Genomic DNA, 21,027 nt, shown 5'->3' on the forward strand with positions numbered 1-21,027 from the left:
CGGCGCTCAGCGCCGCGGCGCCAGCGCATCCAGCGCCAGGTTCAGCTTCAGCACGTTGACACGCGCCTCGCCCAGGCCGAAGGCGGGCTCCTCGGCCTGTTGTGCGACGAGCTCGCGCACCCGCGCCTCGGGCAGGCCGCGCACGCGCGCCACGCGCGCCGCCTGGTACTCGGCGGCGGCGCGGCTGATGTCCGGGTCCAGCCCGCTGGCCGAGGCGGTGACCAGGTCCACCGGCACCGGCGCGTCGTTGCCGGGGTCGGCGGCGCGCAGCGCGGCGACGCGTGCGCGTACCGCGTCGGCCTGCGCCGGGTTCGAGGGCCCGAGGTTGGAGCCGGCCGAGTTGGCGGCGTTGTAGGGCATCGGCGCGGTGGCCGACGGCCGGCTCCAGAAGTGGCCGGGGTCGGTGAAGGACTGGCCGATCAGCTCGGAGCCGACGACGCGGCCGTCGCGTTCGACCAGGCTGCCTTCGGCCTGCCAGGGAAAGGCGAGCCGGGCGACGCCGGTCACCGCCAGCGGGTAGGCCAGACCGGTGATCAGGGACAGCGTGGCGAACAGCACCAGCGCGGGACGGAGCATGGAGTTCATGACGATCACCTCAGAACAGACCCGTGGCCGCCAGGCCCAGGTCGATCAGCTTGATGCCCACGAAGGGCACGACGACGCCGCCCAGGCCGTAGACGGCCAGGTTGCGGCGCAGCAGCGCTGCCGCGCCCACCGGGCGGTAGGCCACGCCGCGCAGCGCCAGCGGGATCAGCGCGACGATGATCAGCGCGTTGAAGATCACCGCCGACAGCACCGCCGAGGCCGGGCTGGCGAGCTGCATGACGTTCAGCGCCGCCAGCTGCGGGTAGGTGCCGACGAAGGCCGCCGGCACGATGGCGAAGTACTTGGCGACGTCGTTGGCGACGCTGAAGGTGGTCAGCGCGCCGCGCGTCATCAAGAGCTGCTTGCCGGTCTCGACGATCTCGATCAGCTTGGTCGGGTTGCTGTCGAGGTCGACCATGTTGCCGGCCTCCTTGGCGGCCTGGGTGCCGGTGTTCATCGCCACCGCGACGTCGGCCTGGGCCAGCGCCGGCGCGTCGTTGGTGCCGTCGCCGGTCATCGCCACCAGCCGGCCGGCGGCCTGGTGCTCGCGGATCAGCTTCAGCTTGGCCTCGGGCGTGGCCTCGGCGAGCACGTCGTCGACGCCGGCCTCGGCGGCGATGGCCGCGGCCGTCAGGCGGTTGTCGCCGGTGACCATGACCGTCGTGATGCCCATGCGGCGCAGCTCGGCGAAACGCTCGCGGATGCCGCCCTTGACGACGTCCTTGAGCTCGACGACGCCGAGCACACGCGCGCCGTCGGCCACCACCAGCGGCGTGCTGCCGCGGCGCGCGACCTCGTCGACGAGCTGCTGCAGCCCGGCCGGGAACTCGCCGCCCAGCGAGCGCACGTGGCGCGCCAGCGCGTCGGCCGCGCCCTTGCGCAGCGTGCGCCCGGCCGGCAGGTCGACGCCGCTCATGCGCGTCTGCGCCGAGAACGGCACGAAGACCGCGTCGAGCGCCGCCAGCTCGCGTTCGCGCAGGCCGTGGCGCTTGGCCAGCACGACGATGCTGCGGCCTTCGGGCGTGGTGTCGGCCAGCGACGCGAGCTGCGCCGCGTCGGCCAGCTCGGCCTCGGTGACGCCGGCCGCCGGCAGGAAGGCCGAAGCCTGGCGGTTGCCCAGCGTGATCGTGCCGGTCTTGTCGAGCAGCAGCACGTCGACGTCGCCGGCGGCCTCGACGGCGCGCCCCGAGGTGGCGATGACGTTGGCGCGCAGCAGCCGGCTCATGCCGGCCACACCGATGGCCGACAGCAGCCCGGCGATCGTCGTCGGGATCAGGCACACCAGCAGCGCCACCAGCATCACCAGGTCCACCGGCTCGCCGGCGCCGGCGGCCTCGACGGCGAAACGCGAGAACGGCAGCAGCGTCACGACGACGCCGAGGAAGACGATGGTCAGCGCGACCAGCAGGATGGTCAGCGCGATCTCGTTGGGCGTCTTGCCGCGGCGCGCGTTCTCGACCATCGCGATCATGCGGTCGACGAAGGTCTCGCCCGGGTCGGCGCTGACGCGCACGACGATCCAGTCCGACAGCACGCGGGTGCCGCCGGTGACGGCCGAGAAGTCGCCGCCGGACTCGCGGATGACGGGTGCCGACTCGCCGGTGATCGCGCTCTCGTCGACCGAGGCGACGCCGTCGACGACCTCGCCGTCGGCCGGCATCGTGTCGCCGGCTTCGACAAGCACGACGTCGCCCTTGCGCAGCGTCTCGGCCTCGACCGGGTGCCACTGCATCGCGCTGCGTTCGTGGCGCGCGCTGCCGGGCTCCAGCTTCTTGGCCCAGGTCTTCTTCTTCAGGCCGCGCAGCGCCGCCGCCTGGGCCTTGCTGCGGCCTTCGGCCAGCGCCTCGGCGAGGTTGGCGAAGAGCACGGTGAACCACAGCCAGGCGGCGACGCCGACGGCGAACAGGCTGGGCCGCGCCGCGGCCAGCGCGGTGGTGAAGGCGCTGCCGACGTAGACCACGGCCATCACCGGGTTGCGCCATTGCGCCCGCGGGTCGAGCTTGCGCAGCGCGTCGACCAGCGCCGGGCGCAGCAGCGCCGCGTCGAACAGGGGCAGGGAAGTGCGGGACATCGGATTCCTCATCGCGCCCACAGCGCCAGGTGCTCGGCCACCGGGCCGAGTGCCAGCGCGGGCACGTAGTTCAGCAAGCCGACCAGCAGCACGATGCCGACCAGCAGGGCGACGAACAGCGGGCCGTGCGTCGGCAGCGTGCCGCGCGTGACGGCCAGCCGCGGCTTGGCCGCCAGCGCGCCGGCCAGCGCCAGCACCGGCACCAGCACGCCGAAGCGGCCCAGCCACATCGCCACGGCCAGCAGCAGGTTGTAGAAGGGCGTGTTGGCCGACAGCCCGGCGAAGGCGCTGCCGTTGTTGTTGGCCGCCGAGCTCAGCGCGTACAGCACCTCGCTGAAGCCGTGCGCCCCGGGGTTCAGGATGCCGGCGCGGCCGGCGTCGACGCTCGCCGCCAGCGCGCTGCCGCCCAGCACCAGCAGCGGCGTCACCAGGATCGCGATCGAGACCAGCTTCATCTCGTGGGCCTCGATCTTCTTGCCCAGGTACTCGGGCGTGCGGCCGATCATCAGCCCGGCGATGAACACCGCCAGCAGCGCGAAGACCAGCATCCCGTACAGGCCCGAGCCGACGCCGCCGAAGACGACCTCGCCGAGCTGCATCAGCACCAGCGGCACGGCGCCGCCCAGCGGCGTCAGGCTGTCGTGCATCGCGTTGACCGCGCCGCAGCTGGCGGCGGTGGTCACCGCGGCGAACAGCGCGCTGGCGTCGAGGCCGAAGCGCACTTCCTTGCCTTCCATGCTGCCGCCGGCCTGCAGCGCCGAGGGCAGGGTGTCCACGCCCAGCGGCGGCAGCAGCGGGTTGCCGGCGTATTCGGCCTGGGTCACGGCGACGACGGCGACGACGAAGATCAGCGTCATCGCGCCGAGCAGCGCCCAGCCCTGGCGCGCGTCGCCGACGATGCGCCCGAAGCTGAAGCACAGCGCCGCCGGGATCAGCAGGATGGCCAGCATCTGCACCGCGTTGGCCAGCGGCGTCGGGTTCTCGAACGGGTGCGCCGAGTTGGCGTTGAAGTAGCCGCCGCCGTTGGTGCCCAGCAGCTTGATCGCCTCCTGCGAGGCCACCGGGCCCAGCGCCAGCGTCTGCTGCCGGCCTTCGACGGTGACGAGCGTGGTGTCGGCGGCGAAGGTCTGCACCACGCCCTGCGAGACGAAGAACAGCGCCGCGACGAAGGCCAGCGGCAGCAGGACCCACAACGTGGCGCGCGTCAGATCGGCCCAGACGTTGCCGATGCCGCTGGCCGTGCGGCGCGCGAAGCCGCGCGCCAGCGCCACCGCGACGGCGATGCCGGTGGCCGCCGACAGGAAGTTCTGCACCGCCAGGCCCAGCATCTGGGTCAGCCGGCTCATCGTCGTCTCGCCGCTGTAACCCTGCCAGTTGGTGTTGGTGACGAAGCTCACCGCGGTGTTCAGCGCCGAGTCGGGCGCGACCGCCGGCCAGTCCTGCGGGTTCAGCGGCAGCATCGGCTGCAGGCGCTGCAGCGCGTAGACGGCCAGCAGCCCCAGGCCGTTGAAGACCAGCAGCCCGAGCGCGTAGCGCGTCCAGGGCTGGTCCTCGGCGGGGTCGACGCCGGCCAGGCGGAACAGCGGCGCCTCGACGCGCCGGCCGAGGGCGAAGCGGCCGTCCATCACCGCCTCGATCGCCCGCCCCAGCGGCCAGGCCGCGGCGAACAGCACGAGCAGGAAGACGGCCAGTTGCAACCAGGCGCCGCTCACGAGAAGTCCTCCGGCCGCAGCAGCGCGGCGACGAGGTAGACGAGCAGCCCGGCGGCCAGTGCCGCGGCGGCACAAAGCCAAGCGTTCATGCCCGCCCCCGGCGTCGTTCGAGTCGCGCGCAGCCGCGCGCCAGCGCCCAGGCCAGCGCCCACAGCGCGGCACCGGTCACGAGGTACAACAGGTCCATGGACCCCTCCGTTCAATGTCGGAGGGATGCTCCCGCAGCGGCCGTCAAGACGGTCGCAAGACTGCGGGCGGCGGCATCAAGAAGGTGTCAAGACGCGGCTGGCGCGTGTCCGCTCTCGATCAGCCGTACCAGCGTGCGCAGCATCGTGTTCACCGGCGTCGGCACGCCGTGGCGCTGGCCGCAGCGCACGACGTAGCCGTTCAGGTGCTCGATCTCGGTGTGCTTGCCGCGCGCCAGGTCCTGCGCCGTCGACGAGCGCTGGCCCGGCATCGACGGCGCCAGCGCGAACACCGTGGCCTCGATGTCGGCCGGGATCTCGACGCCATCGGCGGCGGCGACGGCGACGCACTCGCGCACCACCTCGCGCATCAGCTCGGGCACGCCGTCGGTGGCGACCAGCCGGCCGTAAGGCGCCTGGCCGATCGCCGACAGCGCGTTGTAGGCGCAGTTCAGGATCAGCTTGGTCCACAGCGCCTGGCGCGCGTCGGCCGACACCTGCACCGGCACGCCGGCGGCACGGAAGGTTTCGGCCCAGGCGTCGCCGCCGCGGCCGGGCTCGACCAGCAGCTCGCCGCGGCCGTGGTGCAGCACGTGGCCCGGGCCGGCCATCTCGGTGGCGACGTAGACGACGGCGGCACGCACCGGCTGCGGCAGCAGCGTGCGCAGGCGCTCGGCGTTGTCGACGCCGTTCTGCAGGCTCAGCACCAGCGTGCCGGGCGCCAAGTGCGGCAGCATCGACGCCGCCGCGGCCTCGGTGTCGGTGGACTTCACGCAGAACAGCACCAGCGAGGCGCCGGCCACCGCGGCGACCTCGGTGCTGGCGGCGACCCGCACACGCTCGTCGAAAGCGCGCGTCTGCAGCCGCAGGCCCTCGGCCCCGATCGCCTGCACGTGCGCCGGGCGGCCGATCAGCACGACCTCGTGGCCGGCGCGCGCGAGCATGCCGCCGAAGTAGCAGCCCACGGCGCCGGCGCCCATCACCGCCACGCGCAGCGAGTCATCAGCCATCGTTCGTCTCCGTCGGGAATCGGGACGCCGATGCTAGCCGGCGTGGCGCGGGCTCAGCCGCGCAGCGCGGCGGCGTTGTCGGCCAGCCAGGCGTCGAAGCTCTGCGGCGCACGGCCGACGAGGCGGCGGAAGTCGCCGGTCACCGTGCCGACGTGGCCGGCGGCGGTGTTGGCGTCGAACGAGGCGTAGGCCCGCGCCACCGGCTCGGGCAGGCCGGCGCCGACCATGCCGCGCTCCAGGTCGGCCACCGCCACCGGCACCACCGTCAGCGGGCGGCCGATCGCACGCCCGATGCGTTCGGCCTGCTCGGCGGTCGTCAGCGCTTCCTCGCCGCTCAGCGTGTAGACCTCGCGGCTCCGGCTGCTGCCGGCCAGCGCGGTGGCTGCGGCCAGCGCCAGGTCGTCGCGCGAGAGGTTGGCGACCTTGCCGTCGCCCGCCGCGCTGTACCACTGGCCGCCGTTGGCCAGCACCGCTGGCAGCGACTGGAACAGGTTGTCGAAGTACCAGTGGTTGCGCAGGATGGTCCAGCCCGGCACGCGGCTGGCGGCCAGCGCGTCCTCGGTTCCGGCGTGGTCGGGCGCGAAGCTGATCAGCGAGTCGTGCGGCCCGGGCATCGAGGTGTAGACGAGGTGGGCGACGCCGGCCTGTTCGGCGGCGGCGACGGCGGCGCGGTGCTGCTCCAGGCGCTTGCCCGGGCGGTCCAGCGCGTCGGTGCTGACGATCAGCGCGCGGGCGATGCCGGCGAAGGCGCCGGCCAGCGACGCGGCGTCGTCGAAGTCGGCGCGGCGCGTGGTGACGCCGCGGGCGGCGAAGGCGGCCAGGCGTTCGGTCTGGCGCGAGGCGGCGACGATGCGCGCCGGCTCGACCTGCAGCGTGTCGAGCAGGTGCTGCAGCACACGTTGGCCGAAGTGGCCCGAGGCGCCGGTGACGAGAAGCTGGGACATACGAGACTCCGTTGAAGGCGGGCGGGACACCCGGATCATTAGTATTTAAAGGGAACCAACTCTCAACTTGCGTGTTGGTGCCGAAATGATCCATCATCGGGCGCCGGCTCCACAAGAAGGGAGCCGAAGGTCACTTGGTGACCTCGGTGTTACCGACCCCAGCCCCGCGGAGTTCTCGATGTCGCTTCACAAGTCCAAGGATCCCGATGCCGACCGCTGCCCGATCCGCGACGTGCTCGAACGTTTGGGCGACCGCTGGAGCATGCTGGTGCTGTTCACGCTGGAGGAGGGCGGCACGCTGCGCTTCACGGTGCTGAAGTCGCGCATCGCCGACATCTCGCAGCGCATGCTGGCGCAGACGCTGCGCCGGCTGGAGCAGGACGGCCTGGTCAGCCGCACCGTCTACCCGACGGTGCCGCCGCGTGTGGACTACGCGCTGACCGCGCTCGGCACCTCGTTCCTGCAGCCGATGCACGGCCTGCTGGACTGGGCCAAGGCGCACCACCAGGACGTGCACGCAGCGCGCCGCGCCTACACGCCGCCCGAGGCGATCGCGGCGCGCTGATTCAGCCGCGCCGCAGCCCGGCCTCGTACCAGGGCTTGCTGCGGTTCACGAGGCGCACCACCAGCAGCATCACCGGCACCTCGATCAGCACGCCGACGACGGTGGCCAGCGCCGCGCCCGACTGGAAGCCGAACAGGCTGATCGCCGCCGCCACCGCCAGCTCGAAGAAGTTGCTCGCGCCGATCAGCGCCGACGGGCAGGCCACCGCGTGGCTCTCGCCGGCGCGGCGGTTGAGCCAGTAGGCGAGTCCCGAGTTGAAGAACACCTGGATCAGGATCGGCACCGCCAGCATCGCGATCACCGCCGGCTGCGCCAGGATGGCCTCGCCCTGGAAGGCGAAGAGCAGCACCAGCGTCGCCAGCAGCGCGGCGATCGACCACGGGCCGATGCGGGCCAGCGTCGCCTCCAGCGCCTGCGGGCCGCGGCGCAGCAGCGCGCGGCGCCAGGCCTGCGCCAGCACCACCGGGATCACGATGTAGAGCACGACCGAGGTCAGCAGCGTGTCCCAGGGCACGGTGATCGCCGACAGCCCCAGCAGCAGCGCGACGATGGGCGCGAACGCGAAGACCATGATCGTGTCGTTCAGCGCCACCTGGCTCAGCGTGAACAGCGGGTCGCCGTTGGTCAGCCGGCTCCAGACGAAGACCATCGCCGTGCAGGGCGCCGCGGCGAGCAGGATCAGGCCCGCGACATAACTGTCGAGCTGCTCGGCCGGCAGCCAGGGCGCGAAGACCTGGCGGATGAAGATCCAGGCCAGCAGCGCCATCGAGAAGGGCTTGACGGCCCAGTTGACGAACAGCGTGACGCCGATGCCGCGCCAGTGCCGGCGCACCTGGTGCAGCGCGCCGAAGTCCACCTTCAGCAGCATCGGGATGATCATCACCCAGATCAGCAGCCCGACCGGCAGGTTGACCTGGGCGAACTCGAGCCGGCCGATGGCCTGGAACGGGCCGGGGAACAACTGCCCCAGCGCGATGCCGGCGGCGATGCACAGCGCGACCCAGAGCGTCAGCCAGCGTTCGAACAGACTCATCGGTGCGGGGGCGGGCAGGGTGGCGGTGGTCATGGCGTCAGCTCCGGCCGATCTCGGCGAGTGCGGCCTGCAGCGCGGTGCGGTCCATCGTCGCCAGCGGCAGCGCCAGCAGTTGCAGCATGCGGTAGCCGATCGCCTGGCGCGTCAGCTCGAAAGCGCGGCGCTTGCCGTCGTCGCCGCCTTCGGCGTTCGACGGGTCGGGGTAGCCCCAGTGCACCTTGACCGGCTGGCCGCGCGCGCCGAAGAAGACCGGGCAGGCCTCGGCCGCGGCGCTGTCGCAGACGGTGATGACGATGTCCAGCGGCGGCGCGCCGTCGGCGACGAACTCGTCCCAGCTCTTGCTGCGGAACGCGCCGGTGGCGATGCCGGCGTTGGCCAGCGCTTCCAGCGCGAACGGGTTGATGCGCCCGCTGGGCGCGCTGCCGGCGCTGTGGGCCTGCACGTCGGCGCCGAGCCGGGCCGCGAGGTGGTTCAGCATGCCCTCGGCGAGCACGCTGCGCGCCGAGTTGTGGGTGCAGAGGATCAGGACGTGGACGGTCATGTCAGTGCTTTCCGATGTCGGCGACGCGCGCCTTCAGCGCGACGCGGTCCAGGCTGGCCAGCGGCAGCGCCAGCATCAGCTGGATGCGCCGCTTCATCGTGACGAAGGTCTCGACGAAGGCCTGTTCACGCTGTGCCTCGGGCGCGGCGGCCGGGTCCGGCATGCCCCAGTGCGCCGTGACCGGCTGGCCCGGCCAGACCGGGCAGACCTCGCCGGCGGCCTGGTCGCAGACGGTGAAGACGAAGTGCAGCTCGGGCGAACCGAGGCGTGCGAACTCCTCCCAGCTCTTGCTGCGACAGCCGTCGACCGGCAGGCCCTGCGCGGCGAGTGTCTTCAGCGTCAGCGGATGCACTTCGCCCTTGGGGTGGCTGCCGGCGGAGAAGGCGCGGAAGCGCCCGTCGCCGAGCCGGTTCATCAGCGCCTCGGCGAGGATCGAGCGTGCCGAGTTGCCGGTGCAGATGAAGAGCACGTTGTAAGTCTTCTGATCCATGGGGGACCTTTCAGCGTAAGGAAATCGGGTGGAGCGGCAGGCCGGACTCAGCACCGGGCGCGCTGGCGCGTCGTGGGCCCGCAGGCCTGCCCCTGGCAGCAGTGGTCGGTGAGGTAGCCGAGCAGCGCGTCCATGCGCGGCATGGCAGGGCGGTAGATCAGGCTGCGGCCGTCGCGCTCCACGCTGACGAGCCCGGCGTGGATCAGCTCCTTCAGGTGGAAGGACAGGGTCGACGACGGGATGTCGAGCATCGCCGACAGCGCCGACGGTGTCATGCCGCCGGGCCCGGCGCCCACGAGCGCGCGGAAGATCCTCAGCCGTGCTTCCTGCGCCAGCGCGGCGAGCGCGGCGACGGCCTGTTTCTCGTCCATCGTCACCTCGGTGAAACGGGTTCGGCCAGTGCGGCCAGGCGCTGCACGCCGACCGGCTCGGCGACTTGCTGCGCGACGATCGCGAAGCGGCCGGCCGACAGGCGCCCGACCTCGTCGATGCGCTCGCGCTCGGCGGCGGCACGTTGGCGCAGCAGCGGCGCATGGGTGTCGGCCGCGGCCAGGCTCTGGTTGATCACCCAGGCCCAAGGCTCGATGCCGGCGCGGCGCAGGTCGGCCTGCAGGTCGGCGGCCTCGAGCACCGGCGTCGTCTCGGGCAGCGTCACGACCAGCAGCTTGGTGCGCCTGGCGTCCTGCAGCCGCATCAGCGGCGTCGTCGTGTGCAGCCCCTTGTCACCGGTCTGGCGCACCACCTCGCGGTGATAGCTGCCGGTGGCGTCGAGCAGCAGCAGCGTGTGGCCGGTTGGCGCGGTGTCCATCACGACGAAACGCGTGCCGGCCTCGCGGATCACCCGGGAGAAGGCCTGGAAGACGGCGATCTCCTCGGTGCAGGGCGAGCGCAGGTCCTCCTCCAGCAGTGACCGGCCGGCATCGTCCAGGCCTGCGCCCTTGGTCTGCAGCACCTGCCGGCGGTAACGCTCGGTCTCGGCATGCGGATCGATCCGGCTGACCTGAAGGTGCGCCAGTTCGCCCAGCAGGGTCTCGTCCAGGTGCGCGGCCGGGTCCGACGTGGTCAGGTGCACGTCGAGCCCGCGGCGCGCCAGCGCCACCGCGATGGCCGCGGCGACCGTCGTCTTGCCGACGCCGCCCTTGCCGACGACCATCACCAGCCCGGCGCCGTCGTGCGCGATGCCGTCGACCAGCGCGGACAGCGGGCGTGCGTCGACCGTGGCCGGCGTCTCGGACGCAGGCGCCGCGGCCTCGGCCGGCGAGGCGTCCAGCAGCCGGCGCAACGCCGCCAGCCCGACCAGGTTGAAGGGCTGCAGCGGCAACCGGTCCACCGGCAAGGTGCGCACGGTCTCGGGCATGCCCTGCAGCGCGGCCGTCTCGCGCTCGTGGATCGCCGCGGCCAGCGGGTCGCCACGGCCCGCATCGGCCGGCATCAGCCCGTTGACGACGAGGAAGGCGCTGCGCAGCCCGGCGCCGGCCAGCTCGTGCTGCGTGCGCGCCAGTTCGCGCAGCGCGGTGCCCTGGGCGCGGGCGACGAGCACGAGCCGGGTGCGGCTGGCATCGGCCAGCACGTCGAGCGCGGCGCGGTACTGCGCGCGGTGCTTCTCCAGCCCCGCCAGCGGGCCCAGGCACGACGCGTCGCCCTTGCCGGCGTCGAGGAACCCGGTCCAGGCGCCGGGCAGCTGCAGCAGGCGGATGGTGTGCCCGGTCGGCGCGGTGTCGAAGACGACGTGGTCGAAACCGGCGGTGGCCGCGTCGTCGGCCAGCAGCGCGGTGAACTCGTCGAACGCAGCGATCTCGGTCGTGCAGGCGCCCGAGAGCTGTTCCTCGATGCCGCGCACCACGTCCTCGGGCAGTACGCCGCGCACCGGGCCGACGAGCCGGTCGCGATAGGCCTGCGCCGCGGCCTGCGGGTCGATCTCCAGCACCTGCAGGCCGGGCACCGCCTCGATGGCCGTCGTGCGGTTGCCGATCGTCACGCCGAAGACCTGGCCGACGTTCGACGCCGGGTCGGTGCTGACGAGCAGCACGCGGCGGCCCTGGTCGGCCAGGCGCACGGCGCTGGCGCAGGCGATCGAGGTCTTGCCGACGCCGCCCTTGCCGGTGAAGAACAGGAAGCGCGGTGGGTGGTCGAGGAAGCGCATCGCAGCGTCCTGCCGCTTCAGCAGCAACGCCCGCCGCTGCAGCAGCCGCCGGCCGCCGCGGGGGCCGGTGCCGCCGCCAGCCCGGCCCAGCGGGCGAGTTCGTCGCGGTTCGGGTAGCGGCCGGCGAGCGCCACCTCGCCGTCGACGAGGATCAGCGGCAGCGCCTGCGAGCCCGAACGCTGCAGGAAGCCGGCGACCGCCGTGTTCGCGGCAAAGGCCGTCGGCTGCTGCGCGAGGTTGAAGCGCTCGATGCGCGCGCCGGCCTCCCGTGCCCACGCGAAGTCGGCTGCAAACGCCATCACGGCCTCGTCGACATCGGCACCACAGACGCCGCTGCTGCAGCACATCGCGGGGTCGAATACCTGGATCGTTGTCATCGTCTTCTCCTGTCGTCGGGGTTGTCGGGCGTCGGCGCGTCGGGCATCGACGGCACTCTACATTTCCAAAGTTACAGAAATATGGCACGATGAGGATCCGACGTCCAGCCCTCTGCGCCAGCGGCGGGTCGGACCTGGCGACCGACCCCAAAGGACCGTGGGATGAATACCGAAGCCGAAGTCAAGCAAGTCGTTCGCGAGCGCTACGGCGCCGCCGCCACGCAGGTCAGCGGCGGCTGCTGCGGCAGCGCCGCGCAGGCGCTTGGTGGTGCGGATCCGATCACGTCGAACCTGTACGACGCGGTGCAGGCCGGTGAACTGCCCGACACCGCGCTGCTCGCGTCGCTGGGCTGCGGCAACCCGACGGCACTGGCCGAGCTGCACCTCGGTGAGACGGTGCTCGACCTGGGCTCGGGCGGCGGCATCGACGTGCTGCTGTCGGCCCGGCGCGTCGGCCCGACCGGCATGGCCTTCGGTCTGGACATGACCCGCGAGATGCTGGCGCTGGCCGAAGAGAACAAGCGCAAGAGCGGGCTGCGCAACGTCTTCTTCCTGCGCGGCGAGATCGAGAACATCCCGCTGCCCGACGACACGGTCGACGTGATCATCTCCAACTGCGTCATCAACCTGTCGGCCGACAAGGACCGCGTGCTGCGCGAGGCGTTCCGGGTGCTGAAGCCCGGTGGCCGCTTCGCCGTCAGCGACGTCGTCGTGCGCGGCGACGTGCCGCCGGCGATCCGCCGCAACGTGGAGCTGTGGGTCGGCTGCGTGGCCGGTGCGCTGTCCGACACCGACTATCTCGCCAAGCTGCAGGCGGCCGGCTTCGAGAACGCCGGCATCGAGGTGACGCGGGTCTACGGCGCCGAGGACGCGAAGGAGTTCCTCGCCACGCAGGGCGAGGACCTGCAGGAACTGGCGCGCGAGGTCGACGGGAAGTTCGTCAGCGGCTTCGTCCGCGCCACCAAGCCGCGGCAGCCTGCCACGGCCGAGCCATCGGCCGCGGCGGCCGCGTCGTCGTGCTGCGGGCCTCGGTGCTGCTGAAGAATCGCGCGTGCCTGCGCGACGCCCTGGCGTCGTTAAGCTGACGCCGTGGCACAGGCTCCAGTTCCATCCCGCGTCGGCACGCCGGCGTTCGCCTGCGTCGCCGAGGCCTGGACAGTGCACGAGGCCGAGCTGCGTGGCTTTTTGCGCCACCAGACCGGCGATGCGGACGCAGCCGAGGACCTGCTGCAGGACACCTTCCTGAAGGCGATTGGCGCCGGCGCGCAGTTCTGCGGGCTCGACGACCCGCGCGCCTGGTTGTTCCGTGTGGCGCGCAATGCGCTGATCGACCGCCTGCGGCTGGCCCGGCCGCAGGATCCGATCGACAAGCACGCCGAGACGCTGGCCGCGGCCGTGCCCGAGCCGACGCCGGCCGTCGACGCGCTGACCGGCTGCATCGCGCGCGTGCTGCTGGAGTTGTCGGCCGACGACGCCGACTGCATCCGTGCCTGCGACCTCGACGGCATGACGCAGAAGGACTATGCGGCGGCGCGCAGGCTCAGCCTGCCGGCGGCGAAGGCGCGGCTGTTGCGCGCGCGCCGGCGCCTGCGCGAGCGCATGACGGTCGCGTGCCGGGTCCGGTTCGACCCGGCCGACGGCCGCGTCTGCTGTCACCAGGGCCGCGTCGACGGCACCTGAAGTCCGGCGGCGGGCGGCTGGGCCTGCATCCTTTTCGCCCTTCGTTCGTCTACAGGCTTGAACGAAGGTGCACCGATGTCCGTCCTGACCCTGCCCGAGAGCCTGTCCGCCTGGCCGCGACGCCAGCCGAGGCTGTTCATCGCCATCGCCGCCGTCGCCTGGTGGCTGCTGTACCGCTGGCTGGCGCCGGCGTCCGAGGCGCTGGTCGCCTGGCTGCCGGTCGAGCGCGACAGCCACCTGGGCGGCGCGCTGCAGTTCTTCCTCTACGACACGCCGAAGGTCCTGCTGTTGCTGACCGCGGTCGTGTTCGTGATGGGCATGGTGAACTCGTACTTCACCCCCGAGCGCACGCGCGCGCTGCTGGCCGGGCGCAGCGAGGGTGTGGCCAACGTGATGGCGGCCAGCCTGGGTATCGTGACGCCGTTCTGCTCGTGCTCGGCGGTGCCGCTGTTCATCGGCTTCGTGCAGGCCGGCGTGCCGCTGGGCGTGACCTTCTCGTTCCTGATCGCCGCGCCGATGGTCAACGAGGTGGCGCTGGCGCTGCTGTTCGGCCTCTTCGGCTGGCGCATCGCGCTGCTGTACCTGGGCCTGGGGCTCGCGGTGGCCATCGTCGCCGGCTGGGTGATCGGGCGGCTGAAGATGGAGCGCCACCTCGAGGACTGGGTGCGCGAGATGCCCAGGCTGCACGCCACCGCCGGCGCCGACACGCTGACGCTGGCCGACCGCATCGACGGCGGCTTCGCCAGCGTGCGCGAGATCGTCGGCCGCGTCTGGCCCTGGATCCTGGCCGGCATCGCGATCGGCGCCGGCATCCACGGCTGGGTGCCACAGGACTTCATGGCCTCGTTCATGGGCCAGGGCGCGTGGTGGTCGGTGCCGCTGGCGGTGCTGCTGGGCGTGCCGATGTACACCAATGCCGCCGGGATCATCCCGATCGTGCAGGCCCTGCTGGCCAAGGGCGCGGCGCTGGGCACCGTGCTGGCTTTCATGATGAGCGTCATCGCGCTGTCGCTGCCCGAGATGGTCATCCTGCGCAAGGTGCTCAAGCCCAGGCTGATCGCCACCTTCGTCGCCGTCGTCGCCAGCGGGATCCTGTTGGTCGGCTTCGCCTTCAACGCGGTTCTCTGAGCGCCGACGGCGCCCGGCCGCCTTGATTCAACCCCAATGAAAGGAACACGAATGGACGTCAAGGTTCTCGGCACCGGTTGTGCCAGCTGCAGGAACACGATCGCGCTGATCGAAGAGGTCGCGCGCGCCAAGGGCGTCGCGGTGACGGTGTCCAAGGTGCAGGAGCTGCGCGACATCATGGCCTACGGCGTGATGAGCACGCCGGGGGTCGTCATCGACGGCCAGGTGGTGCATGCCGGCGGCGTGCCTGCACGCGCCAAGGTCGAGCGGTGGCTCGGCGCCTGAGCCCTGCGCGCTGAACGCGCCGGCGCACGGGGCGGTGCTCGAGCAGATGCCGGCGCCGGGTGAGGACGCTGCCGCCTCAGCGGCTGGTGATGATGCGCAGCCCCAGCCCGATGAAGACGAGGCCGGCGACGCGGTCCAGCCACGCGCCGGCGCCGGGGCGGCGGTTCAGCCAGGCGCCGATGCTGCCGGCGAAGGCGCCGAGCAGCACGAACAGCAGCGCCGCCTGCGCGGTGAACACGAGGCCCAGCACACCGAGCTGCATTGCCACCGGCCCCTGTTCCGGCACGACGAACTGCGGCAGGAAGGCCAGGAAGAACAGCACGACCTTCGGGTTCACCGCGTTGGCCAGCAGGCCTCGGCGGAAAAGCGTCGCCGCCGTCTCGTCGGCCGCGCGGTCCGTTCCCGACATCGCACCGCCGCGGCTGCGCAGCGCACGCAGCCCCAACCAGACGAGGTAGCCGCCGCCGATCCACTTCAGCGCCGTGAAGGCGACCGGCGAGGCCGCGACCAGGGCGCTGACGCCCAGCACGGCCAGCACCGTGTGGCTCAGGCAGCCGAGCGCGCAGCCCAGCCCGAAGGCGATGCCGCGCCGCCGCCCGCGCGACATGCCGGTGCTCAGCACCATCAGGTTGTCGGGGCCGGGCGTGGCCGTGATCAGCACGGCGGCGGCGAGGAATGCGAGCAGTTGGGAGAGTGTCAGCATCGGGCGGCGGCCGGGGGCGGGCCCCGGATTGTCGCGCCCGCCGCTTCAGCTCAGCGTGCGCTGCCCGCGCCAGGCAGCCACCGGCCGCGGCTGTGCGCCGAGCACACGCTCGGCGTCCAGCGAGCGGATCGGCACCGAGGCGTCGCGCGGGATCAGGCCCTGGGCGATGAGGTTCTCGTAGCGCAGCGCGCAGACGCGCAGGAAGGACGCGAAGTTGCCGACCGCGCCGCGTTCGGCCACCAGTTCGTCGTACAGCGTCTCGATCAGCTGGGCGACGCTCAGGCCGTCGCGCGCGGCGATCTCCTCGAGCACCGCCCAGTGCAGGTTCTCCAGCCGCACGCTGGTGACGACGCCGTGCAGCCGCACCGAGCGCGTGCGGCTCTCGTAGCTGGCGGGGTCGGCGCTGACGAAGATCCGGCACATGGGCGTCTCCCTGGGCGTTGCAGGACGATGCTACAGGCTGATGCGCGTGCCCAGCACGGCCAGGAACTGCCCGATCCAGGCCGGGTGTGCGGGCCACGCCGGGGCGGTGACGAGCCGGCCGTCGGTGACCGCGCCGTCGATCGCGATGCCCATGTACTCGGCGCCGGCCAGCTCCACCTCGACCTGGCAGGCCGGGTAGGCGCTGACGCGCCGGCCCTTGATCAGCCCGGTGGCGGCGAGCAGCTGCGCGCCGTGGCAGATCGCGGCCACCGGTTTGTCGGCCGCCAGGAAGTGGCGCGTGATCTCGACGACGCGCGTGTTCATGCGCAGGTACTCGGGCGCGCGGCCGCCGGGGATCACGAGCGCGTCGTACGCCGCCGGGTCGATTTCGGCGAAGCTGGCGTTGAGCGCGAAGCGGTGGCCGGGCTTCTCGCTGTAGGTCTGCTGGCCCTCGAAGTCGTGGATCGCGGTCATCACCCAGTCGCCGCTCTTCTTGTCGGGCGCCACCGCGTGCACCGTGTGGCCCACGGCCTGCAGCGCCTGGAACGGCACCATGACCTCGTAGTCCTCGCCGAAGTCGCCGCACAGCATCAGGATCTTGCTCATCGCCCGGGTCTCCTGGGTTCGTTGGGATGGGCGCCATCTTCGGCAAGCGCGCCGCGCAGGCGGTAGTAGCGGCCTACCGCGGCGGCCGTGGTTTTCCCGGAGGGCGAAGAACCAAACTCGGTTTCCTTCGTTCCAGGCGCCGGGACCGCTGGAGAAACTCATGAGACGTTTTTCCTCCCGCCGTCTCCATGCCCGTCCAGGAACTTCCCGCCGCGCCGCCGCTGATCCGGCTCGACGGCCTCAGCAAACGCTTCCGCCTGCCCGGCGGCGAGGTCTTCGACGCCGTGCACGAGGTCTCGCTGCAGGTGCGCCGCGGCGACGTCTTCGGCATCGTCGGCGCCAGCGGCGCCGGCAAGTCGACGCTGCTGCGCCTGATCAACCTGCTGGAGACGCCCGACCGCGGCCGCGTCGAGGTCGACGGCCGCGTGCTGACCGAGCTCGGCAAGCGCGAGCTGCGCCTGGCGCGCCAGTCCATCGGCATGATCTTCCAGCAGTTCAACCTGCTGCAGAACGCGACCGTCTTCGACAACGTCGCCTTCCCGCTGCGCCTGCACGGCCGGCGCTCGCGTGCCGAAGTCGCCGAACGCGTCGCCGAGTGCCTGGCCATCGTCGGCCTGACCGACAAGCGCGACAGCCACCCGGCGCAGCTGTCCGGCGGCCAGAAGCAGCGGGTGGCGATCGCGCGTGCGCTGGCGCCGCATCCGTCGGTGCTGCTGTGCGACGAGCCGACCTCGGCGCTGGACGCCGACACCACGCGCCAGGTGCTGCGCACGCTGGCCGACATCAACGCCCGGCTGGGCGTGACGATCGTCATCGTCACCCACGAGCTGGAGGTCGTGCGCTCGCTGTGCCGCCACGTCGCCGTCGTCGAACGCGGTGCGGTCGCCGAGCAGTTCGCGCTGGCCGAGCGCGGCGTGCGCCGCCGCACCTCGCTGGGCCGGGCGCTGCAGCGTCTGGTCGACCACCCGCCCGAACTCGATGCCGAAGGCGACGAGGCCGTGGCCGAAGAACCGGAGCCCGCCCATGCCTGAGAACATCGTCGCGCTGCTGCCCGAACTCTGGACGGCGGTCGGCCAGACCGCGCTGATGCTGGCCATCGGCCTGGGCTCGGCGCTGATCGTCGGCGGCCCGCTGGGCGTCTGGCTGTTCCTGCTCGGCCCGGGCCAGCCGCTGGCCTCGGCGCCGGTCTACGGCGTCGTCAGCTGGGTCGTGAACCTGGTGCGTTCGTTCCCGTTCATCATCCTGCTGGTGGCGCTGGTGCCGGTCACGCGTGTCATCGCCGGCACCTCGATCGGGCCGCTGGCGGCGGCGGTGCCGCTGTCCTTCGCGGCGATCCCGTACTTCGCGCGCCTCGTCGAGCAGACGCTGCGCGAGGTGCCGCGCGGCGTCGTCGAGGCGGCACACGCGATGGGCGCCTCGGAGCTGCAGATCGTCTGGCGCGTGCTCGTCGTCGAGGCGCGTTCGGGGCTGGTGCTGGCGCTGACGGTGCTGGCGATCAGCTTCCTGTCGTACTCGGCGGTGGCCGGCGTCGTCGGCGGCGGCGGCATCGGCGACCTCGCGATCCGCTACGGCTACTACCGCTTCCAGACCGACGTGATGGTGTTCACCGTCGCGATCCTCGTCGTGCTCGTGCAGCTCATCCAGTTCGGCGGCAACGCGCTCGCGCGCCGGCTGGACAAACGCTGACTTCCCCGTCCTCTCCGATCACAAGGAACCCGTCCCATGTCGTTCTCGCGCCGTTCGCTGCTGTCCACCGCCGTCGCCCTGGCCGCCGTCCTCGGCGCCGCGACGCTCGCCTCCCAGGCCCAGGCGCAGCAGAAGAAGGAGCTCGTCATCGGCGCCACCGCCGGCTCCAACCTCGACGTGCTGAAGCTCGGCATCAAGCCGCAGCTGGAGCAGAAGGGCTACAAGGTCAGGCTCGTCGAGTTCAACGACTACGTGCAGCCGAACAAGGCGCTGGCCGACGGCGCGCTCGACGCCAACTTCTTCCAGCACATCATCTACCTGAAGAAGTTCGCCGCCGACCAGAAGCTCGACATCGTCGACATCGTGCAGGGCCCGATCGCGCCGCTGGGCCTGTACTCGCGCAAGTTCAAGACCGTGGCCGACGTGCGCGAAGGCGCGCGCATCGCGCTGCCCAACGACCCGACCAACCTCGCGCGCTCGCTGGTCTTCCTGGAGCAGCACAAGCTGCTGACGGTCAAGCCCGGCGTCGACCCGCTGCGCGTGACCGAGAAGGACATCGTCGCCAACCCGAAGAAGATCCAGCTCGTGCCGCTGGAAGCCGCGCAGCTGCCGCGGGCGCTGGACGACACCGACTTCGCCGTCGTCAACGGCAACTTCGCGATCTCCTCGGGGCTGAAGCTCACCGAAGCGGTGGCGCTGGAGAAGACGCCCGACTACTACCTGCTCGTTGCCGCGGTCAAGCGCGCCGACGCCGCCACGCCCTGGGCTCACGACATCGCCGAGGCCTTCAAGACGCCGTATTTCAAGCAGGTGCTGGACAAGAACTTCGCCGGTTATGCCCGCCCGTCCTTCCTGCAGTGAGGGACGGACGATGCAGGTCTGGCAGTTCGATGAAGACGGCGGCGTGACGCAGCACGCACGCGGCACGGCCGCCAGCGTGGCGCTGCTGGCGCGGCTGGGCGTGGACGCCGGGCGTGTCGAGATCGAGCCCGACGCCGATTCGGGCCACCACGCGGCGCTGGATGCGCTGCGCCGGCACTACGGCATCGTGCACGAGGACCGCGTCACCGTGCGCCCGGGCGACCCGGCCTGGCCGGCGCAGCGCGCCCGCTTCCTGGAGGAGCACACGCACGCCGACCTGGAGCTGCGGGTCTTCGTCAACGGCCGCGGCCTGTTCCACGTGCGCCTGCCGGCGGGTAGCCTGGCCGTGCTGTGCAGCGCCGGCGACTGGATCGCCGTGCCGGCGGGCCTCGCCCACCGCTTTGACGGCGGCCGCCTGGCCGACTTCGAGGCGCTGCGTTTCTTCTCGCGCGCCCAGGGCTGGGAGGCGTTGCCCACCGGCGGCGGCGCGCCGACGCTGCCGTTGCTGGACGAACTGCTGGCCGGGCGTGTGACCGCGCCGCCGGCCGTCGCGAGGACGGCATGAGCCCTCAGGACTTGTCCGGGGCTCATTCCCGCTCGGAGGGACCGGCCGCCAGGCCGGAGGGTGCCCAATGAGCGCGGTCCTGGCCGAGATCGGCACCGAACGCCGCTTCTGGGCGCCGGCGCTGGAGACCCAGTCGCGTGCCGACTGGGACGCGCTGAAGCTCGAGCGCCTGCGCCGCCATCTGCGCCACGCCGCCGAGGGCTCGCCGTACTACCGCGCCGCCTTCGCCGCCGCCGGCGTGGGCCCCGAGGACCTGCGCACGCTGGACGACCTGCGGCGTTTCCCGACGCTGGACAAACGCACGCTGCGCGACCGCCAACTGGCGGTGCCGCCGCTGGGCGACATCCTCGCCGTGCCCGAGCGCGACGTGGTCTACGTCTGCGCCTCCAGCGGCTCGACCGGCGTGCCGACCGCCTCGCCGTTCACCGCCGAGGACTTCGACGACTGGATCGACTACGAGGCGCGCCAGTTCTGGTCCTCCGGGCTGCGGCCCGACGACCGCTACGGCCACGCGCTGAACCTGTCGCTGTTCGTCGGCGGGCCTTGCGTGCTCGGCGCCCAGCGCCTGGGCGCCTTGAGCGTGCACGCCGGCACGCTGCCGTCGGAGCGCCTGCTGCAGATCGCGCAGCAGTTCCGCCTGACGGCGCTGTGGACGACGCCGTCCTACGCCTGGTATCTCGGCGAGACGGCGCTGAAGCAGGGCCTGGACCCGCGCCGCGACCTGCAGGTGCGGCGCCTCTTCGTCGCCGGCGAGCCCGGCGGCTCGATCCCGCAGACGCGCCAGCGCATCGAGGCGCTGTGGGGCGCCAAGGTCTACGACTACTACGGCCTGTCGGACATCTTCGGCTCCTGCGCCGGCATGTGCGAGCGGCAGGACGGGCTGCACTGGGCCGAGGACCACATCCACTGGGAGGTGCTCGACGCGGCCGGCGAGCCGGTGCACGAGGGCGAACGCGGCGAGCTGGTGCTGACCACGCTCACCAAGCGCGCCCGGCCGATGATCCGCTTTCGCACTGGTGACATCGTCTCGTTCACCACCGAACCCTGCCGCTGCGGCCGCACCAGCGCGCGCCTGCTGGGCGTGCACGGCCGGCTCGACGACATGCTGATCGTCAAGGGCGTCAACCTGTTCCCCAGCGACGTCGAGGCCGTCGTGCGCCGCTTCGCAGAGTTCAGCGGCGAGTACCGCCTGGTCGTCGAACGTGTGCAGCACCTGGACCGGCTGACGGTGGAAGTCGAGACCGCGCCCGGCTTCACCGGCGACGCGCCGGGGCTGGCCGGGCGGTTCGCCCATGCGCTGAAGAGCGCCAGCGGCGTCTCGGCCGAGGTCCGGCTGCTGGCGCCCGAGACGCTGCCGCGCGCCACGCACAAGGCGCGCCGCGTCGACGACCGCAGGGGCGCGCTCTGGGGATGAGCGGACAGGGCGCCGGCGCG

Annotated in this window: 25 protein-coding genes; 10 read left to right on the top strand and 15 right to left on the bottom strand. The window is 72.2% G+C overall.

Annotated elements, in window-relative coordinates; genetic code table 11:
• Positions 1-6: 6 nt before the first annotated feature.
• The 6 genes from kdpC to LOC65_RS10165 all read right to left on the bottom strand — a co-directional run bounded on the left by kdpC (position 7) and on the right by LOC65_RS10165 (position 6,507).
• On the bottom strand, positions 7-585 hold the full coding sequence (gene kdpC, locus LOC65_RS10140; protein WP_230247404.1) for a potassium-transporting ATPase subunit KdpC: 579 nt from the start codon (positions 583-585) through the stop codon (positions 7-9).
• A gap of 10 nt (positions 586-595) precedes the next feature.
• The gene (gene kdpB, locus LOC65_RS10145; protein WP_230247405.1) at positions 596-2,656 is read right to left on the bottom strand and encodes a potassium-transporting ATPase subunit KdpB; all 2,061 of its coding nucleotides are present in this window, start codon (positions 2,654-2,656) and stop codon (positions 596-598) included.
• Between the two features lie 8 nt (positions 2,657-2,664).
• Positions 2,665-4,368 carry a potassium-transporting ATPase subunit KdpA gene (kdpA, locus tag LOC65_RS10150; protein ID WP_230247406.1) on the bottom strand — a complete coding sequence of 568 codons (1,704 nt, stop codon included), beginning with the start codon at positions 4,366-4,368 and terminating at the stop codon, positions 2,665-2,667.
• Positions 4,365-4,457, bottom strand: coding sequence for a K(+)-transporting ATPase subunit F (gene kdpF, locus LOC65_RS10155; protein ID WP_009856198.1), 93 nt, complete (start codon positions 4,455-4,457; stop codon positions 4,365-4,367). The genes kdpA and kdpF overlap by 4 nt, the downstream gene beginning before the upstream one ends.
• A 185-nt stretch (positions 4,458-4,642) precedes the next feature.
• Positions 4,643-5,563, bottom strand: coding sequence for a ketopantoate reductase family protein (locus tag LOC65_RS10160; RefSeq protein WP_230247407.1), 921 nt, complete (start codon positions 5,561-5,563; stop codon positions 4,643-4,645).
• A 53-nt stretch (positions 5,564-5,616) separates the two neighbouring features.
• Positions 5,617-6,507 (bottom strand): SDR family oxidoreductase, encoded by an 891-nt coding sequence (locus LOC65_RS10165; protein ID WP_230247408.1) that lies wholly within the window; start codon positions 6,505-6,507, stop codon positions 5,617-5,619.
• A gap of 178 nt (positions 6,508-6,685) precedes the next feature.
• On the opposite strand from LOC65_RS10165, the gene LOC65_RS10170 reads away from it, so the two are divergent.
• The gene (locus LOC65_RS10170) at positions 6,686-7,072 is read left to right on the top strand and encodes a helix-turn-helix domain-containing protein (RefSeq protein WP_230247409.1); all 387 of its coding nucleotides are present in this window, start codon (positions 6,686-6,688) and stop codon (positions 7,070-7,072) included.
• A gap of 1 nt (position 7,073) precedes the next feature.
• Here the strand turns inward: LOC65_RS10170 and arsB are convergent, their stop codons facing one another.
• From arsB to arsD, 6 genes are read right to left on the bottom strand one after another with little or no spacing between them, the layout of a single operon-like run.
• Entirely contained in the window at positions 7,074-8,138 is a 1,065-nt protein-coding gene (gene arsB / locus LOC65_RS10175; RefSeq protein ID WP_230247410.1) for an ACR3 family arsenite efflux transporter, read from the bottom strand.
• A 4-nt stretch (positions 8,139-8,142) separates the two neighbouring features.
• Positions 8,143-8,646 carry an arsenate reductase ArsC gene (locus tag LOC65_RS10180; RefSeq protein WP_230247411.1) on the bottom strand — a complete coding sequence of 168 codons (504 nt, stop codon included), beginning with the start codon at positions 8,644-8,646 and terminating at the stop codon, positions 8,143-8,145.
• Between the two features lies 1 nt (position 8,647).
• Complete coding sequence (locus LOC65_RS10185; protein ID WP_230247412.1) at positions 8,648-9,136, bottom strand: arsenate reductase ArsC; 489 nt, start codon at positions 9,134-9,136, stop codon at positions 8,648-8,650.
• Between the two features lie 47 nt (positions 9,137-9,183).
• A complete protein-coding gene (locus LOC65_RS10190) occupies positions 9,184-9,507 on the bottom strand; it encodes a helix-turn-helix transcriptional regulator (protein WP_230247413.1) in 324 nt (107 codons plus the stop codon).
• A 2-nt stretch (positions 9,508-9,509) separates the two neighbouring features.
• Complete coding sequence (gene arsA / locus LOC65_RS10195) at positions 9,510-11,279, bottom strand: arsenical pump-driving ATPase (protein ID WP_230247414.1); 1,770 nt, start codon at positions 11,277-11,279, stop codon at positions 9,510-9,512.
• 17 nt (positions 11,280-11,296) lie between these two features.
• The gene (gene arsD, locus LOC65_RS10200) at positions 11,297-11,656 is read right to left on the bottom strand and encodes an arsenite efflux transporter metallochaperone ArsD (protein ID WP_230247415.1); all 360 of its coding nucleotides are present in this window, start codon (positions 11,654-11,656) and stop codon (positions 11,297-11,299) included.
• A 162-nt stretch (positions 11,657-11,818) separates the two neighbouring features.
• Here arsD and LOC65_RS10205 point away from each other — a divergent pair, with 162 nt between their 5' ends.
• The 4 genes from LOC65_RS10205 to LOC65_RS10220 all read left to right on the top strand — a co-directional run bounded on the left by LOC65_RS10205 (position 11,819) and on the right by LOC65_RS10220 (position 14,749).
• Positions 11,819-12,697 carry an arsenite methyltransferase gene (locus LOC65_RS10205; RefSeq protein WP_230247416.1) on the top strand — a complete coding sequence of 293 codons (879 nt, stop codon included), beginning with the start codon at positions 11,819-11,821 and terminating at the stop codon, positions 12,695-12,697.
• A gap of 48 nt (positions 12,698-12,745) precedes the next feature.
• A complete protein-coding gene (locus LOC65_RS10210; protein ID WP_230247417.1) occupies positions 12,746-13,336 on the top strand; it encodes a sigma-70 family RNA polymerase sigma factor in 591 nt (196 codons plus the stop codon).
• 75 nt (positions 13,337-13,411) lie between these two features.
• Positions 13,412-14,464, top strand: coding sequence for a permease (locus tag LOC65_RS10215; RefSeq protein ID WP_230247418.1), 1,053 nt, complete (start codon positions 13,412-13,414; stop codon positions 14,462-14,464).
• Positions 14,465-14,515: 51 nt separating this feature from the next.
• On the top strand, positions 14,516-14,749 hold the full coding sequence (locus tag LOC65_RS10220; protein ID WP_230247419.1) for a thioredoxin family protein: 234 nt from the start codon (positions 14,516-14,518) through the stop codon (positions 14,747-14,749).
• A gap of 76 nt (positions 14,750-14,825) precedes the next feature.
• Here LOC65_RS10220 and LOC65_RS10225 read toward each other — a convergent pair whose 3' ends face one another.
• The 3 genes from LOC65_RS10225 to LOC65_RS10235 are packed head-to-tail and all read right to left on the bottom strand — an operon-like array spanning position 14,826 to position 16,481.
• Positions 14,826-15,452 (bottom strand): LysE family translocator, encoded by a 627-nt coding sequence (locus LOC65_RS10225; RefSeq protein ID WP_230247420.1) that lies wholly within the window; start codon positions 15,450-15,452, stop codon positions 14,826-14,828.
• Between the two features lie 45 nt (positions 15,453-15,497).
• Positions 15,498-15,875 carry a ribbon-helix-helix domain-containing protein gene (locus tag LOC65_RS10230; RefSeq protein WP_230247421.1) on the bottom strand — a complete coding sequence of 126 codons (378 nt, stop codon included), beginning with the start codon at positions 15,873-15,875 and terminating at the stop codon, positions 15,498-15,500.
• Positions 15,876-15,905: 30 nt separating this feature from the next.
• Entirely contained in the window at positions 15,906-16,481 is a 576-nt protein-coding gene (locus LOC65_RS10235) for a DJ-1/PfpI family protein (protein ID WP_230247422.1), read from the bottom strand.
• A gap of 188 nt (positions 16,482-16,669) precedes the next feature.
• Here LOC65_RS10235 and LOC65_RS10240 point away from each other — a divergent pair, with 188 nt between their 5' ends.
• The 5 genes from LOC65_RS10240 (at position 16,670) to LOC65_RS10260 (ending at position 21,007) form a co-directional block, all read left to right on the top strand.
• Positions 16,670-17,512, top strand: coding sequence for a methionine ABC transporter ATP-binding protein (locus LOC65_RS10240; protein WP_230247423.1), 843 nt, complete (start codon positions 16,670-16,672; stop codon positions 17,510-17,512).
• The gene (locus tag LOC65_RS10245; RefSeq protein WP_009856211.1) at positions 17,505-18,167 is read left to right on the top strand and encodes a methionine ABC transporter permease; all 663 of its coding nucleotides are present in this window, start codon (positions 17,505-17,507) and stop codon (positions 18,165-18,167) included. The genes LOC65_RS10240 and LOC65_RS10245 overlap by 8 nt, the downstream gene beginning before the upstream one ends.
• Positions 18,168-18,203: 36 nt before the next feature.
• Complete coding sequence (locus tag LOC65_RS10250) at positions 18,204-19,028, top strand: MetQ/NlpA family ABC transporter substrate-binding protein (RefSeq protein ID WP_230247424.1); 825 nt, start codon at positions 18,204-18,206, stop codon at positions 19,026-19,028.
• A gap of 10 nt (positions 19,029-19,038) precedes the next feature.
• Complete coding sequence (locus LOC65_RS10255) at positions 19,039-19,593, top strand: hypothetical protein (protein WP_230247425.1); 555 nt, start codon at positions 19,039-19,041, stop codon at positions 19,591-19,593.
• A 67-nt stretch (positions 19,594-19,660) separates the two neighbouring features.
• Positions 19,661-21,007, top strand: coding sequence for a phenylacetate--CoA ligase family protein (locus LOC65_RS10260; RefSeq protein ID WP_230247426.1), 1,347 nt, complete (start codon positions 19,661-19,663; stop codon positions 21,005-21,007).
• Positions 21,008-21,027: the final 20 nt, after the last annotated feature.

The sequence above is a fragment of the Rubrivivax sp. JA1055 genome, assembly GCF_020966565.1.
Taxonomy (GTDB): Bacteria; Pseudomonadota; Gammaproteobacteria; order Burkholderiales; family Burkholderiaceae_C; genus Rubrivivax; species Rubrivivax benzoatilyticus.